Raw genomic sequence first — 14105 nt, 5'->3', positions numbered from 1 at the left:
CGGCCGGGGCCGACGCGGCGCTGGTGACCAGGGCGGCGAACGTGCGGTACCTGACGGGCTGCGCGCCCTGTGGTGCGACGCTGCTGCTGACCCGGGAGCGGGCGCTGCTGTCGCTGCCGGACGACCTGCCGCCGGACGACACGGGGGAGCACCTGATCGCCCCCGACGTCACCCAGGTTCCGGTGCCGGGCGGAGCGGACACCGCGCTGGCCGCCGCGGCCGCCGCCGCGCGGCTGGGGGTGCGGGACCTCGCCGTGGAGGAGCACGACCTGACCGTCACCCGGCACCGGGCGGTGGCGGGGCTGCTGGAGGGGGCCCGGCTGGCGGACCTCGGCCAGGTGGTGGAGCGGCTGCGGGTGGTCAAGGACGAGCACGAGATCGCGGATCTGCGGATCGCCGCCGAGATCGCGGACCAGGCGCTCGGCGAGCTGCTGGAGTCGATCCTGGTCGGCCGCACCGAGCGGCACCTGGCGATGGAGCTGGAGCGCCGGATGATCGACCACGGCGCGGACAGGGCCGCCTTCCCCGTCTCGGTCGGCACCGGCAGTCACTCCGGCCAGTCCGCCCACCAGCCGACCGACCGCCGGGTGGAGGAGGGCGACTTCCTCACCGTGGTGATGGGCGCCCGCTACCGCGGCTACGGCGTCTCGACCGCCCGGACCTTCGTGATCGGCGCCGCCCCCGCTCCCTGGCAGGTCGAGCTGCACCGGCTGGTCTTCCGCGCCCAGCGGGCCGGCCGGGAGGCCCTCGGGCCGGGCGTGGAGCAGTGCGTACCCGACCGGGCCGCCCGGCAGGTCCTGGAGGCGGCGGGCCACACCGAGCCCTCCCCGCACCCGATGGGCCACGGCATCGGCCTGGAGATCCGGGAGGCGCCGCGCCTCGGTCCTTCGGACATGGGTAAACTGGAAAGCCGCGTGCCGGTCACCGTCGGCCCAGGGGTGCACCTCCCGGGCAAGGGCGGGGTCCGGATCGAGGACACGCTCGTCGTGCGCCCCCTCGAGGAGGGCGGGCCCGAGCTGCTCACCATTACCACCAAGGAGCTCCTCGCCCTGTGACGGCGGCCCCCGAAGGCCGTCGGCGGCAGGACGCAACCCCTTGGTTCCTTGACAGCTATATCCAGGAGTAAGTGCGCCCGTGGCTTCCACGAACGATCTCAAGAACGGCATGGTCCTCAAGCTGGAGGGCGGCAAGCTCTGGTCCGTCGTCGAGTTCCAGCACGTCAAGCCCGGCAAGGGCCCGGCCTTCGTGCGTACCAAGCTCAAGGAGGTCCTGACCGGCAAGGTCGTCGACAAGACCTTCAACGCGGGCACCAAGGTCGAGACCGCCAACGTCGACAAGCGCGGCATGCAGTTCTCGTACAAGGACGGCGAGAACTTCGTGTTCATGGACATGGACACCTACGACCAGCTGACCATCGAGCCGGCCGTCGTCGGTGACGCCGCCAAGTACCTGCTGGAGGGCTTCGAGGCCCTGGTCGCCACCAACGAGGGCGCGGTCCTGTACATCGAGCTCCCGGCCGCCGTCGAGCTGACCATCGCCAACACCGAGCCGGGCGTCCAGGGCGACCGCTCCACCGGTGGCACCAAGCCGGCCACCCTGGAGACCGGTGCGGAGATCCAGGTCCCGCTGTTCGTCGTCACCGGCGAGAAGGTCAAGGTCGACACCCGCGACGGCAGCTACCTCGGCCGGGTGAAGTAAGTCCGTGTCGGCCGCACGCAGTAAGGCCCGTACCCGGGCCTTCCAGATCCTCTTCGAGGCCGACCACCGCGGGGTCGACCCGCAGCAGGTCCTCGCCGACTGGGTGGCCCGCGCCCGCGAGCCCAAGCCCGACGAGGGCACCCCGCAGGTCGGCGAGTACACCATGGAGCTGATCGAGGGGTACGTCCAGCACGCGCGTCGCATCGACGACCTGATCGAGCAGTACGCCGTGGGCTGGACCCTCGACCGGATGCCGATCGTGGACCGCAACGTCCTGCGGCTCGGTGCCTACGAGCTGATCTGGGAGGACGGCGTCCCGGACGCGGTCGTCCTGGACGAGGCCGTCGAGATCGCCAAGGAGTTCTCCACGGACGACTCCCCGGCCTTCGTCAACGGTCTGCTCGCCCGCTTCCTGGAGCTGAAGCCGAGCATCCGCCGGTAGCAGGTCATCCTCGTGAACGGCCGCCGGACCCGAACAACGGGTCCGGCGGCCGTTCGCGTGTTCGAGATCATCGCGACCATCGCGCGTTTCACCCGGTCGGCGTAAGGTGGAGCCCTACTCGCCAGTAACTTGGCGTCCGGGACCCCGTGCGAAGGGCAGGCCACCTCCATGACCACCGCGATCCGCAGCGAGTTCGACGAGGGCATCGCCCTGACCAGACACCCCGAGGATCCCGGCCGCTACGAGGCCGAACTCGGCACCGGCTGGCAGATCGGCGGCGGGGTCAACGGCGGCCTGCTGCTCGCCGTGGCCGGACACGCGCTGTCGCTGGAACACGGGCAGCACCCGGACCCGGTGTCGATCAGTGGTTACTACCTGTCCGCCTCCACCCCCGGCCCGGCCACCGTCCGCACCGAGGTGCTGCGCACCGGCCGCGGCCTGTCCACCGGCACCGCCTCGCTCAGCCAGGACGGTGTCGAGCGGCTGCGGGTGGTGGCCAGCCACGGCGACCTCGCCGCCGCCGAGGGCGAGGTGCGCACCACCGCGACCCCGCCGCAGCTGCCGCCGCCGGACCGCTGCATCGGCATCGAGCACGCGCCCCGGCAGCTCGTCGAGCAGGCCGCCCTGCTGGAGCGCTTCGACCTGCGGCTCGACCCGGCGACCGTCGGCTGGGCGCTCGGGCAGCCCTCCGGCAACGGCCGCATCCAGGGCTGGTTCCGGCTCGCCGACGGCCGCGAGCCCGACCCGCTGCTGCTCCTGCTGGTCGCCGACGCGCTGCCGCCGGTCACCTTCGACCTCGGCATGCCCGGCTGGGCCCCGACCGTCGAACTGACCGTCCACCTGCGCGCCAAGCCCGCGCCCGGCTGGCTGCGGGTCACCCACGCCACCCGCAACCTGGCGGGCGGCTACTTCGAGGAGGACGCCGAGATCTGGGACGAGACCGGCCGCCTGGTCGCCCAGTCCCGCCAGCTGGCCAGGGTCCCGCGGTCCGCCTGACACCCCCGCTATTACCGGTGGTTACATTCCTGTGACACGCCGTACGTGTGCGGCGCTCGGGATTGGGGAGGAAGACGGCCAGTGGCGAGCTCGCCGCTGACCGTCACCGCCGACGGTCGCCCGTCGAAGCCAGGAGCCTCCGATGACCAGCCGCAAGGGACGTGCCCGCCGTAACTCCGACTGCACCACCGGCAGCCTGCGGCCCGCGCTGCGGGCTCCGCACCGGTCACGGCGGGGCGAGGGGGCCGAGCAGGCGTTCGTCATCGGGGTGCTCACCAACGCCGCGGACTTCGCACGGGCCCGGGCCTGGGGGATCTCCGACGCCGCCGACCACGAGAGCTACCTGGCCGAGACCGCCGAGCTGCTGGCCGACGCGCTGGAGCGCTTCGACACCGTCCGGGCCCGGATGTTCCACCCGCAGGACTTCGAGGAGTTCTGCCTGCTGCACGGTCTGGACCCGGCCGAGCCCGGCGCCCGCGACCGCTACCTGGTCAACCCGTCGCTCCGGACCCAACTGCTGCCCTACCAGGGCGAGGAGCTGGCCGGCGACTTCGTGCCGAGGCTGGTCCGGGCCCGGGAGAACGGGCTGACGCTCTGCCACGCCGACCTGCTGCTGGACGGCGGCCTGTGCGGGGGCGCGGGCGGCGCCGACGAGGAGCACGTCCGCTGGGTGCGCACCGCCTACCAGCGCGGGGGCGAGGTGTTCCGCCGGATGCTGGTCGGCGCGGGCGCCGGGGTCTACGAGCTGCGCCTCCAGGTGGACGCGCCGGGCGGCCGGCTCGCCGCGGCGGCCCGGGTGCTCCAGTGGGAGGACGGCGTGGTGCGGATCAACGACGAGGACCTGGAGCTGGTCTGCGCGGTGCTGTGCGCCGGGCTGGCGCTGGAGCTGCCGGGCGTCGCGGTGCTGCACGGCTCGCAGGGTTCGGCGGCCTCCTGCGGCGAGTACCTGCCGGCCGCCTGGGCCTGGTCGAGCGGCGGGCCGGACTGGGCACCGGCCGCCGGCCCGGTGCGGCTGGACGGGGTGGCGGCGCGGCCGGGCTACAGCCTCGGGACGGTCTGCTGAGGCCGGTGACGGTCGCGGCAACACCGCGGCGCGGCCCCGGATCTCCGGGACCGCGCCGTGACGTTTCTGCTTGCCAGCACTGCTAAAGCGAGTGCTGGGTGCTGCTGGTTTCCGCTGGCGGGAGCCGGTGCGGTGAGCCTCAGCTCGCGTCCTCCTCGCGCACCGCGCGGCGGGCGTCGGGGTTCAGCACGCCCCACGAGATCAGCTGCTCGGTGAGGATCGACGGCGACTGGTCGTAGATGACGGCCAGGGTGCGCAGGTCGTCCTGGCGGATCGAGAGCACCTTGCCGTTGTAGTCACCGCGCTGGCTCTGGATGGTCGCCGCGTAGCGCTGCAGCGGGCCGGCCTTCTCGGAGGGGACCTGAGTCAGTCTCTCCAGGTCGAGGACCAGGCGCGGCGGCGGCTCGGCCGCCCCGCCGGGAGTACCGCCGGGCAGGAGCTCCTGCACCGGAACGCCGTAGAACTCGGCGAGCTCGGCCAGCCGCTGCACGGTGACCGCACGGTCGCCGCGCTCGTACGAGCCGACGACGACTGCCTTCCAGCGCCCCTGGGACTTCTCCTCGACACCATGCAGGGAGAGCCCCTGCTGAGTGCGGATCGCTCGGAGCTTGCCTCCGAGCTGCTTCGCGTAGTCGCTGGACATTGATCTCCCCGGACGAGATTGCTTCGCGTTCAGTGGTGGGTCACGGACGATGGCCGGCGTCGCTACCGGTGGGTTCGACGCCCGTCTCGTAACTCACTGTAAGGTTACGTAGAGTAAGATAGTTGCGTCAAGCCGAATGGGGCAGTCGTGCGAATGGGCCGCATCATCGGTGCGTCCTGGGCGTGAACCCGGTGAAGCGGAATGATGGAGTTCCACTTGCCTCCCGGGGGCGCTGTTAGGATGACTCGAAGCCCACGCCCGGTCGGCGGGGGCAGATCCCCAGACATCCTTTAAGGCCCGTCCCGTGAGGCGGGGAAGGAGGTCCGCTTCGGCATGACCACACACCACGAATCGACGCCGCGACCGCCGCACCAGGTGCTGGACGGCACGGACATCGCCCGGGTCGTCACCCGGATAGCGCACGAGATCGTCGAGCGCGCCAAGGGCGCGGAGGACGTCGTGCTGCTCGGCATCCACACCAGGGGCGTCCACCTCGCCCGCCGCCTGCACGCCAGGCTGGCCCAGATCACCGGGCGCGAGATCCCGCTGGGCACCCTGGACATCACCATGTACCGGGACGACCTGCGGCTGAAGCCCGCCCGCGCCCTGGAACACACCGAGATCCCGTCCGGCGGGATCGACGGCAAGCTGGTCATCCTGGTCGACGACGTGCTCTTCTCCGGCCGCACCATCCGCGCCGCGCTGGACGCGCTGAACGACATCGGCCGCCCGCGCGCCGTCCAGCTCGCCGTCCTGGTCGACCGCGGCCACCGTGAGCTGCCGATCCGGGCCGACTACGTGGGCAAGAACCTCCCCACCTCGCTGCGCGAGGCCGTGCAGGTGCGCCTGTCCGACGCCGACGGCGTGGACGCCGTCCTGGTCGGCGACCGCGACTACACCGCCCGCAGCTCGCAGGCCCTGGCCTCCCAGCCCACCGAACCGCACCTCCCGGAGTAAACCCGCGTGAAGCGCCATCTCGTCTCCGCCGCCGATCTCAGCCGCGACGACGCGCTGCTGATCCTGGACACCGCCGAGGAGCTGGCCCAGCTCTCCGGCCGGGCCGTCAAGAAGCTGCCCACGCTGCGCGGTCGTACCGTCGTCAACCTCTTCTTCGAGGACTCCACCCGCACCAAGACCTCCTTCGAGGTCGCCGAGAAGCGGCTGTCCGCCGACGTCATCAACTTCTCCGCCAAGGGCTCCTCGGTCTCCAAGGGCGAGAGCCTCAAGGACACCGCGCTGACCCTGCAGGCGATGGGCGCCGACGCGGTGGTCATCCGCCACCACGCCTCGGGCGCGCCGGCCCGGCTGGCCCAGTCCGACTGGCTGCACGGCAGCGTGATCAACGCCGGTGACGGCACCCACGAGCACCCCACCCAGGCGCTGCTCGACGCCTTCACCATGCGCCGCCACCTCAACCCTGGGTCGGGCAGGGACCTCGCGGGCCGCCGGGTGACCATCGTCGGCGACATCCTGCACAGCCGGGTCGCCCGCTCCAACGTCCACCTGCTCACCACCCTCGGCGCCCAGGTCACCTTCGTCGCCCCGCCGACCCTGCTGCCGATCGGCATCGAGCAGTGGCCGTGCGAGATCAGCTACGACCTGGACAGCGTGCTGCCCAAGACCGACGCGCTGATGATGCTGCGGGTGCAGCGCGAGCGGATGAACGCCGCGTTCTTCCCCACCGAGCGCGAGTACAGCCGCCGCTACGGCCTGGACGGCCTGCGGATGGCGCAGCTGCCCGAGCACGCCATCGTGATGCACCCCGGCCCGATGGTCCGCGGCATGGAGATCACCGCCGAGGTCGCCGACTCGCCGCGCTGCACCGTGGTCGAGCAGGTCGCCAACGGCGTCTCCGTCCGGATGGCCGTCCTCTACCTGCTGCTCGGCGGAGCCACCCTCGCCGACAGCCCCCGCACCGACTCCGTGGAGACCGCCCAGTGACCAGCTACCTGATCCGCAACGCCAAGATCCTCGGCGGAGACCCGCAGGACCTCCACCTCGCCGACGGCGTGATCAAGGAGATCGGCACCGGCCTCGCCGTCGAGGCGGACATCGAGATCGACGCCACCGGCATGGTCGTCCTGCCCGGCCTGGTCGACCTGCACACCCACCTGCGCGAGCCCGGCCGCGAGGACGCCGAGACCGTGCTGACCGGCACCCAGGCCGCCGCGATGGGCGGCTTCACCGCCGTGCACGCGATGGCCAACACCACCCCGGTGGCCGACACCGCCGGCGTGGTCGAGCAGGTCTGGCGGCTCGGCCAGGAGGCCGGCTACTGCGACGTGCGGCCGGTCGGCGCCGTGACCGTCGGCCTGGAGGGCAAGAAGCTCGCCGAGCTCGGCGCGATGCACGACTCCGCCGCCGACGTGCGGGTCTTCTCGGACGACGGCAAGTGCGTGGACGACGCGGTGCTGATGCGCCGCGCCCTGGAGTACGTCAAGGCCTTCGACGGCGTCGTCGCCCAGCACGCCCAGGAGCCGCGGCTGACCGAGGGCGCCCAGATGAACGAGGGCCAGGTCTCCGGCGAGCTCGGGCTCGGCGGCTGGCCGGCCGTCGCCGAGGAGTCGATCATCGCCCGCGACGTGCTGCTCGCCGCGCACGTCGGCTCCCGGCTGCACGTCTGCCACGTCTCCACGGCCGGCTCGGTCGAGATCATCCGCTGGGCCAAGGCCAAGGGCTGGGACGTCACCGCCGAGGTCACCCCGCACCACCTGCTGCTCACCGACGAGCTGGTCCGCTCCTACGACCCGGTGTACAAGGTGAACCCGCCGCTGCGCACCGCCGAGGACGTCCAGGCGCTGCGCGAGGCGCTCGCCGACGGCACCATCGACGCCGTCGCCACCGACCACGCGCCGCACCCGGCCGAGGACAAGGACTGCGAGTGGGCCGTGGCCGCGATGGGCATGGTCGGCCTGGAGACCGCGCTGTCGGTCGTGCAGCAGACCATGGTCGACACCGGCCTGCTGAACTGGGAGGGCGTCGCGGACCGGATGTCGCACCGCCCGGCCCGGATCGGCCGTCTCACCGGGCACGGCCGGCCGGTCTCGGTGGGTGAGCCGGCCAACCTGGTGCTGTTCGACCCCGCGTACCGTGGAGCCGTGAACCCGGACAGCTTCGCCACCCGCAGCCGCAACACCCCCTACAAGGGCCTTGACCTGCCCGGACGGGTGCACGCCACCTTCCTGCGCGGGCGCGCCACCGTGCTGGCCGGCGAACTCGCCGAGCAGGACGGCCTGGTGTGATGGACTACCACGCCACGCTCGCCCAGGAGCAGGCGAAGGTCACCAACTGGCCCGGCTACATCGGCTGGTCGATCGGGCTGCTGATCATCATCGGCCTGGTCTACTGGCTGATGCGCCAGGGCTGGAACTGGCGGCGCACCCTCCAGTCCGGCATCCCGCCGCTGCCCGCCGTGCCGGCCCGCGCCGGGCGGACCATCCTGGAGACCAGCGGCCGGTACCACGGCACCACCACCGCAGGGAACTGGCTCGACCGGGTCGTCGCGCACGGCCTGGGCACCCGCAGCCGCGCCGACCTCACCCTCGGCGAGGACGGCCTGCTGGTGCAGCGCCCCGGCGACGTCGACTTCTGGATCCCGGCCGAGCACCTGCTGGGTGCCCGTACGGACTCCGGGATCGCCGGCAAGGTCGTCCCCTCCGGTCTCCTCGTCGTCAGCTGGGCGCACGAGGGCACCGAGCTGGACTCCGGCTTCCGGGCCGACCACCCCGATGAGCACACCGCCTGGGTCGAGGCGATCGCTCAACTCGCAACACGTACGAAGACGAAGACGGAAGAGGCCGCTCAATGACCGCACCTGCCCCCACCACGCAGCGCCAACGGCGGGAACGAGTGCCCGCCGTGCTCGTCCTGGAGGACGGCCGGACCTTCCGCGGACAGGCCTACGGCGCCCTCGGCGAGACCTTCGGCGAGGCGGTCTTCAACACCGGCATGTCCGGCTACCAGGAGACCCTGACCGACCCGTCGTACCACCGCCAGGTGGTCGTGATGACCGCCCCGCAGATCGGCAACACCGGCTGGAACGACGAGGACGACGAGTCCAAGCAGATCTGGGTCGCCGGCTACGTCGTGCGCGACCCCGCCCGGGTGGCGTCCAACTGGCGCTCCCGCCGCTCGCTCGACGAGGAACTGGACCGCCAGGGCGTCGTCGGCATCAGCGGCATCGACACCCGCGCGCTCACCCGCCACCTGCGCGAGCGCGGCGCGATGCGCTGCGGCATCTTCTCCGGCGAGGCGCTGGCCGACCAGGCCGCCCTGCTCGCCCGGGTGCAGCAGTCGCCCGAGATGAAGGGCGCCGACCTGTGCGCCGAGGTCGCCACCACCGAGCCGTACGTGGTGCCCGCGATCGGTGAGAAGCGCTTCACCGTCGCCGCGCTGGACCTCGGCATCAAGGCGATGACCCCGCAGCGGATGGCCGAGCGCGGCATCGAGGTGCACGTGCTGCCGGCCAACTCCACGCTGGAGGACGTCTACGCCGTCAACCCCGACGGCGTCTTCTTCTCCAACGGCCCGGGCGACCCGGCCACCGCCGACCACCAGGTCGCCGTGGCGCAGGGCGTGCTGGAGCGCAAGACCCCGTTCTTCGGGATCTGCTTCGGCAACCAGATCCTCGGCCGCGCCCTGGGCTTCGGCACCTACAAGCTCAAGTACGGCCACCGCGGCATCAACCAGCCGGTGCAGGACCGCACCACCGGCAAGGTCGAGGTGACCGCCCACAACCACGGCTTCGCCGTGAACGCACCGCTGGACAAGGTGAGCGACACCCCCTTCGGGCGGGTCGAGGTCTCCCACGTCTGCCTCAACGACGACGTGGTCGAGGGCCTCCAGGCACTCGACGTGCCCGCCTTCAGCGTGCAGTACCACCCCGAAGCGGCCGCCGGTCCGCACGACGCCGCCTACCTGTTCGACCGCTTCGTGAAGCTCATGGAGGGCCAGCGTGCCTAAGCGCACTGACATCAAGTCCGTCCTGGTGATCGGCTCCGGCCCGATCGTGATCGGCCAGGCCGCCGAGTTCGACTACTCGGGCACGCAGGCCTGCCGCGTCCTCAAGTCCGAGGGCCTGCGGGTCATCCTGGTCAACTCCAACCCGGCCACGATCATGACCGACCCGGAGATCGCCGACGCCACCTACGTCGAGCCGATCACCCCGGAGTTCGTCGAGAAGATCATCGCCAAGGAGCGCCCCGACGCGCTGCTGCCGACCCTGGGCGGCCAGACCGCGCTCAACACCGCGATCTCGCTGCACGAGGCGGGCACGCTGGAGAAGTACGGCGTCGAGCTGATCGGCGCCGACGTCGTGGCGATCAACAAGGGCGAGGACCGCGACCTGTTCAAGGGCGTCGTCGAGGCCGTCAACGCCAAGATCGGCCACGGCGAGTCCGCCCGCTCGGTCATCTGCCACACCATGGATGAGGTGCTGGCCGGCGTCGACACGCTCGGCGGCTACCCGGTCGTGGTGCGCCCCTCCTTCACCATGGGCGGCGCCGGCTCCGGCTTCGCCCACAACGAGGAGGACCTGCGCCGCATCGCCGGCCAGGGCCTGGCCCTCTCGCCGACCACCGAGGTGCTCCTGGAGGAGTCCATCCTCGGCTGGAAGGAGTACGAGCTGGAGCTGATGCGCGACAAGAACGACAACGTCGTGGTCGTCTGCTCCATCGAGAACTTCGACCCGATGGGCGTGCACACCGGTGACTCGATCACCGTCGCCCCGGCGATGACGCTCACCGACCGCGAGTACCAGATCCTGCGCGACATCGGCATCGCCGTCATCCGCGAGGTCGGCGTCGACACCGGCGGCTGCAACATCCAGTTCGCCGTCAACCCCGACGACGGCCGGGTCATCGTCATCGAGATGAACCCGCGCGTCTCCCGTTCCTCGGCGCTCGCCTCCAAGGCCACCGGCTTCCCGATCGCCAAGATCGCCGCCAAGCTGGCCGTCGGCTACACCCTGGACGAGATCCCCAACGACATCACCGAGGAGACTCCGGCCTCCTTCGAGCCGACCCTCGACTACGTCGTGGTCAAGGTCCCGCGGTTCGCGTTCGAGAAGTTCCCGAGCGCCGACGCCACGCTGACCACCACCATGAAGTCCGTCGGCGAGGCCATGGCGCTCGGCCGCAACTTCCCCGAGGCGCTCCAGAAGGCGCTGCGCTCGCTGGAGAAGAAGGGCTCCCAGTTCAACTGGACCGGCCCGGTGGGGGACAAGGCCGAGCTGCTGGTCAAGGCCGCCGTGCCGACCGACGGCCGGATCAACACCGTGATGGAGGCCATCCGGGCCGGCGCCACCCCGGAGGAGGTGTTCGAGTCCACCAAGATCGACCCGTGGTTCGTCGACCAGCTCTTCCTGCTGGACGAGATCGCCGCCGAGCTGGCCGAGTCCGTCGAGCTCACCCCCGAGCTGCTGCGCCACGCCAAGCGGCACGGCTTCTCCGACCAGCAGATCGGCGAGATCCGCGGCCTGAAGCCGGACGTCGTCCGCGAGGTGCGCCACGCGCTCGGCATCCGCCCGGTGTTCAAGACCGTCGACACCTGCGCCGCCGAGTTCGCCGCCAAGACCCCGTACTTCTACTCGTCCTACGACGAGGAGAACGAGGTCGCCCCGCGCACCAAGCCGGCGGTGATCATCCTCGGCTCGGGCCCCAACCGCATCGGCCAGGGCATCGAGTTCGACTACTCCTGCGTGCACGCCTCCTTCGCGCTGGCCGACGCCGGGTACGAGACCGTGATGGTCAACTGCAACCCGGAGACCGTCTCCACCGACTACGACACCTCCGACCGGCTCTACTTCGAGCCGCTCACCCTGGAGGACGTCCTGGAGATCGTCCACGCCGAGCAGCAGGCCGGCCCGCTGGCCGGTGTGATCGTCCAGCTCGGCGGCCAGACCCCGCTGGGCCTGGCCCAGGCGCTCAAGGACAACGGCGTGCCGATCGTCGGCACCCAGCCCGAGGCGATCGACCTCGCCGAGGAGCGCGGCGCCTTCGGCCGCGTGCTGCGCGACGCCGGGCTTCCCGCCCCCAAGCACGGCACCGCCTTCTCCTTCGAGGAGGCCAAGGCGATCGCCGACGAGATCGGCTACCCGGTCCTCGCCCGCCCGTCCTACGTGCTCGGCGGCCGCGGCATGGAGATCGTCTACGACGAGGCCTCGCTCGCCTCCTACCTGGAGCGGCACGCCGGTCTGATCTCCGAGCACCCGGTGCTCATCGACCGCTTCCTGGACGACGCGGTGGAGATCGACGTCGACGCGCTCTACGACGGCACCGAGCTCTACCTCGGCGGCGTCATGGAGCACATCGAGGAGGCCGGCATCCACTCCGGCGACTCCGCCTGCGCGCTGCCCCCGATCACCCTCGGCGGCTACGACATCAAGCGCCTGCGCACCTCCACCGAGGCCATCGCGCGCGGCGTCGGCGTCCGCGGCCTGATCAACATCCAGTTCGCGCTGGCCGGGGACATCCTCTACGTGCTGGAGGCCAACCCGCGCGCCTCCCGCACCGTCCCGTTCACCTCCAAGGCGACGGCGGTGCCGCTGGCCAAGGCCGCCGCCCGCATCTCGCTCGGCGCCACCATCGCCGAGCTGCGCGCCGAGGGCCTGCTCCCGGCCGAGGGCGACGGCGGCACGCTGCCCGCCGACGCGCCGATCGCGGTCAAGGAGGCCGTGATGCCGTGGAGCCGCTTCCGCGACATCCACGGCCGCGGCGTGGACACCGTGCTGGGCCCGGAGATGCGCTCGACCGGTGAGGTCATGGGCATCGACAAGGTCTTCGGCACGGCGTACGCGAAGGCGCAGTCCGGTGCGTACGGCGCGCTGCCGACCAAGGGCAAGGTCTTCGTCTCCGTCGCCAACCGGGACAAGCGCAACCTGGTCTTCCCGGCCCGGGCGCTGGTCGGCCTCGGCTTCGAGGTGCTCGCCACCGCTGGCACCGCCGAGGTGCTGCACCGCGGCGGCATCCCGTCCACCCTGGTGCGCAAGCACAGCGAGGGCGAGGGCCCGAACGGCGAGCGGACCATCGTCCAGCTGATCCACGACGGTGAGGTCGACCTCATCATCAACACGCCGTACGGCACCGGCGGGCGCCTCGACGGCTACGAGATCCGCACCGCGGCCGTCTCACGCGGCGTCCCGTGCCTGACCACCGTCCAGGCGATGGGCGCGGCGGTCCAGGGCATGGACGCGCTGCTGCGCGACGAGGTCGGGGTGATGTCGCTCCAGGAGCACGCCGAGCTGATCAACGCCGGCCGCAAGTAGCGCCACCGCAGTGGGGGGCACCGGAACCAGTTGGTGCCCCCCACTTCCATGCCCAAGTCCGCTACTCGCACTCGGAGTTGATCCCCTTGTACAAGCTGCTGTTCGACCTCGTCTTCAAGAAGATGGACCCGGAGAAGGCGCACCACCTCGCCTTCTTCTGGATCCGGCTCGCCTCCTCGGTGCCCGGCCTGCGCACCCTGGTGCGGCTGGTCCTCGCCCCGCGCGACCGGGCGCTGCACACCCGGGCCCTCGGCCTCGACCTGCCCGGCCCGTTCGGGCTCGCGGCCGGCTTCGACAAGAACGGCGTCGGCATCGACGGCCTGGCGATGCTCGGCTTCGACTACGTCGAGATCGGCACCATCACCGGTGAGCCCCAGCCCGGCAACCCCACGCCGCGGCTGTTCCGCCTGGTCGAGGACCGCGCGCTGATCAACCGGATGGGCTTCAACAACCAGGGCTCGGCCCGGGTCGCCGCCCGGCTGGCCGCCCGCCCGCACACCAGCTCCACCCCGGTGATCGGCGTCAACATCGGCAAGACCAAGGTCGTCCCGGAGGCCGAGGCCGTCGCCGACTACGTCAAGTCCACCGAGCGGCTGGCCCAGTACGCCGACTACCTGGTGGTCAACGTCAGTTCGCCGAACACCCCGGGGCTGCGCAACCTCCAGGCCGTCGACCACCTGCGCCCGCTGCTCTCGGCCGTGCGCGAGGCCGCCGACCGCACCACGGCGCACCACGTGCCGCTGCTGGTGAAGATCGCCCCCGACCTGGCGGACGAGGACGTCGACGCGGTCGCCGACCTGGCCCTGGAGCTGGGTCTGGACGGCATCATCGCCACCAACACCACGATCGGCCGCGAGGGCCTGCGCAGCGACGCGGCGCGGGTCGAGGAGATCGGCATGGGCGGCCTGTCCGGCGCCCCGCTCAAGGCCCGCGCCCTGGAGGTCCTCCAGCGGCTGCGCGCCCGCACCGAGGGCCGGCTGACGCTGGTCTCGGTGGGCGG

At 71.6% G+C, this 14105-nt stretch carries 13 protein-coding genes; 12 read left to right on the top strand and 1 reads right to left on the bottom strand.

Annotation, left to right across the window (positions count from 1 at the left end):
- The 5 genes from J0670_RS12510 to J0670_RS12490 all read left to right on the top strand — a co-directional run.
- Window positions 1-1055 (top strand): M24 family metallopeptidase (locus tag J0670_RS12510; protein WP_207811585.1); only part of this gene is annotated, 1055 nt, incomplete at its 5' end.
- Window positions 1056-1134: 79 nt separating this feature from the next.
- Window positions 1135-1698, top strand: a complete 564-nt coding sequence (gene efp, locus J0670_RS12505) for an elongation factor P (RefSeq protein WP_207811584.1) — start codon at window positions 1135-1137, stop codon at window positions 1696-1698.
- Between the two features lie 4 nt (window positions 1699-1702).
- Window positions 1703-2140 carry a transcription antitermination factor NusB gene (gene nusB / locus J0670_RS12500; RefSeq protein WP_049651353.1) on the top strand — a complete coding sequence of 146 codons (438 nt, stop codon included), beginning with the start codon at window positions 1703-1705 and terminating at the stop codon, window positions 2138-2140.
- A 168-nt stretch (window positions 2141-2308) separates the two neighbouring features.
- Window positions 2309-3136, top strand: coding sequence for a thioesterase family protein (locus J0670_RS12495; RefSeq protein WP_207811583.1), 828 nt, complete (start codon window positions 2309-2311; stop codon window positions 3134-3136).
- Window positions 3137-3278: 142 nt separating this feature from the next.
- Window positions 3279-4199: a hypothetical protein gene (locus tag J0670_RS12490; RefSeq protein ID WP_207811582.1), complete on the top strand. Its 921-nt coding sequence runs from the start codon at window positions 3279-3281 to the stop codon at window positions 4197-4199.
- A 139-nt stretch (window positions 4200-4338) separates the two neighbouring features.
- On the opposite strand, the gene J0670_RS12485 is transcribed toward J0670_RS12490, so the two are convergent.
- Window positions 4339-4842, bottom strand: a complete 504-nt coding sequence (locus J0670_RS12485; protein ID WP_030056198.1) for a transcriptional regulator — start codon at window positions 4840-4842, stop codon at window positions 4339-4341.
- Window positions 4843-5175: 333 nt separating this feature from the next.
- On the opposite strand from J0670_RS12485, the gene pyrR reads away from it, so the two are divergent.
- The 7 genes from pyrR to J0670_RS12450 form a co-directional block, all read left to right on the top strand.
- Window positions 5176-5799 (top strand): bifunctional pyr operon transcriptional regulator/uracil phosphoribosyltransferase PyrR, encoded by a 624-nt coding sequence (gene pyrR / locus J0670_RS12480; RefSeq protein WP_207811581.1) that lies wholly within the window; start codon window positions 5176-5178, stop codon window positions 5797-5799.
- Window positions 5800-5805: 6 nt separating this feature from the next.
- On the top strand, window positions 5806-6783 hold the full coding sequence (locus J0670_RS12475; protein ID WP_207811580.1) for an aspartate carbamoyltransferase catalytic subunit: 978 nt from the start codon (window positions 5806-5808) through the stop codon (window positions 6781-6783).
- Window positions 6780-8084 (top strand): dihydroorotase, encoded by a 1305-nt coding sequence (locus J0670_RS12470; protein WP_207811579.1) that lies wholly within the window; start codon window positions 6780-6782, stop codon window positions 8082-8084. Before J0670_RS12475 ends, J0670_RS12470 begins: the two co-directional genes overlap by 4 nt.
- Window positions 8084-8650, top strand: coding sequence for a hypothetical protein (locus J0670_RS12465; RefSeq protein WP_207811578.1), 567 nt, complete (start codon window positions 8084-8086; stop codon window positions 8648-8650). The genes J0670_RS12470 and J0670_RS12465 overlap by 1 nt, the downstream gene beginning before the upstream one ends.
- Window positions 8647-9804, top strand: a complete 1158-nt coding sequence (gene carA / locus J0670_RS12460) for a glutamine-hydrolyzing carbamoyl-phosphate synthase small subunit (RefSeq protein ID WP_207811577.1) — start codon at window positions 8647-8649, stop codon at window positions 9802-9804. Before J0670_RS12465 ends, carA begins: the two co-directional genes overlap by 4 nt.
- The gene (gene carB, locus J0670_RS12455) at window positions 9797-13105 is read left to right on the top strand and encodes a carbamoyl-phosphate synthase large subunit (protein ID WP_207811576.1); all 3309 of its coding nucleotides are present in this window, start codon (window positions 9797-9799) and stop codon (window positions 13103-13105) included. Before carA ends, carB begins: the two co-directional genes overlap by 8 nt.
- 86 nt (window positions 13106-13191) lie before the next feature.
- Window positions 13192-14105: quinone-dependent dihydroorotate dehydrogenase (locus tag J0670_RS12450; protein ID WP_207811575.1), on the top strand; the 914-nt coding region annotated here is incomplete at its 3' end.

Source organism: Streptomyces sp. FH025, from assembly GCF_017427025.1.
Classification (GTDB): domain Bacteria; phylum Actinomycetota; class Actinomycetes; order Streptomycetales; family Streptomycetaceae; genus Kitasatospora.
This window is presented reverse-complemented; position numbering and strand designations above follow the sequence as displayed.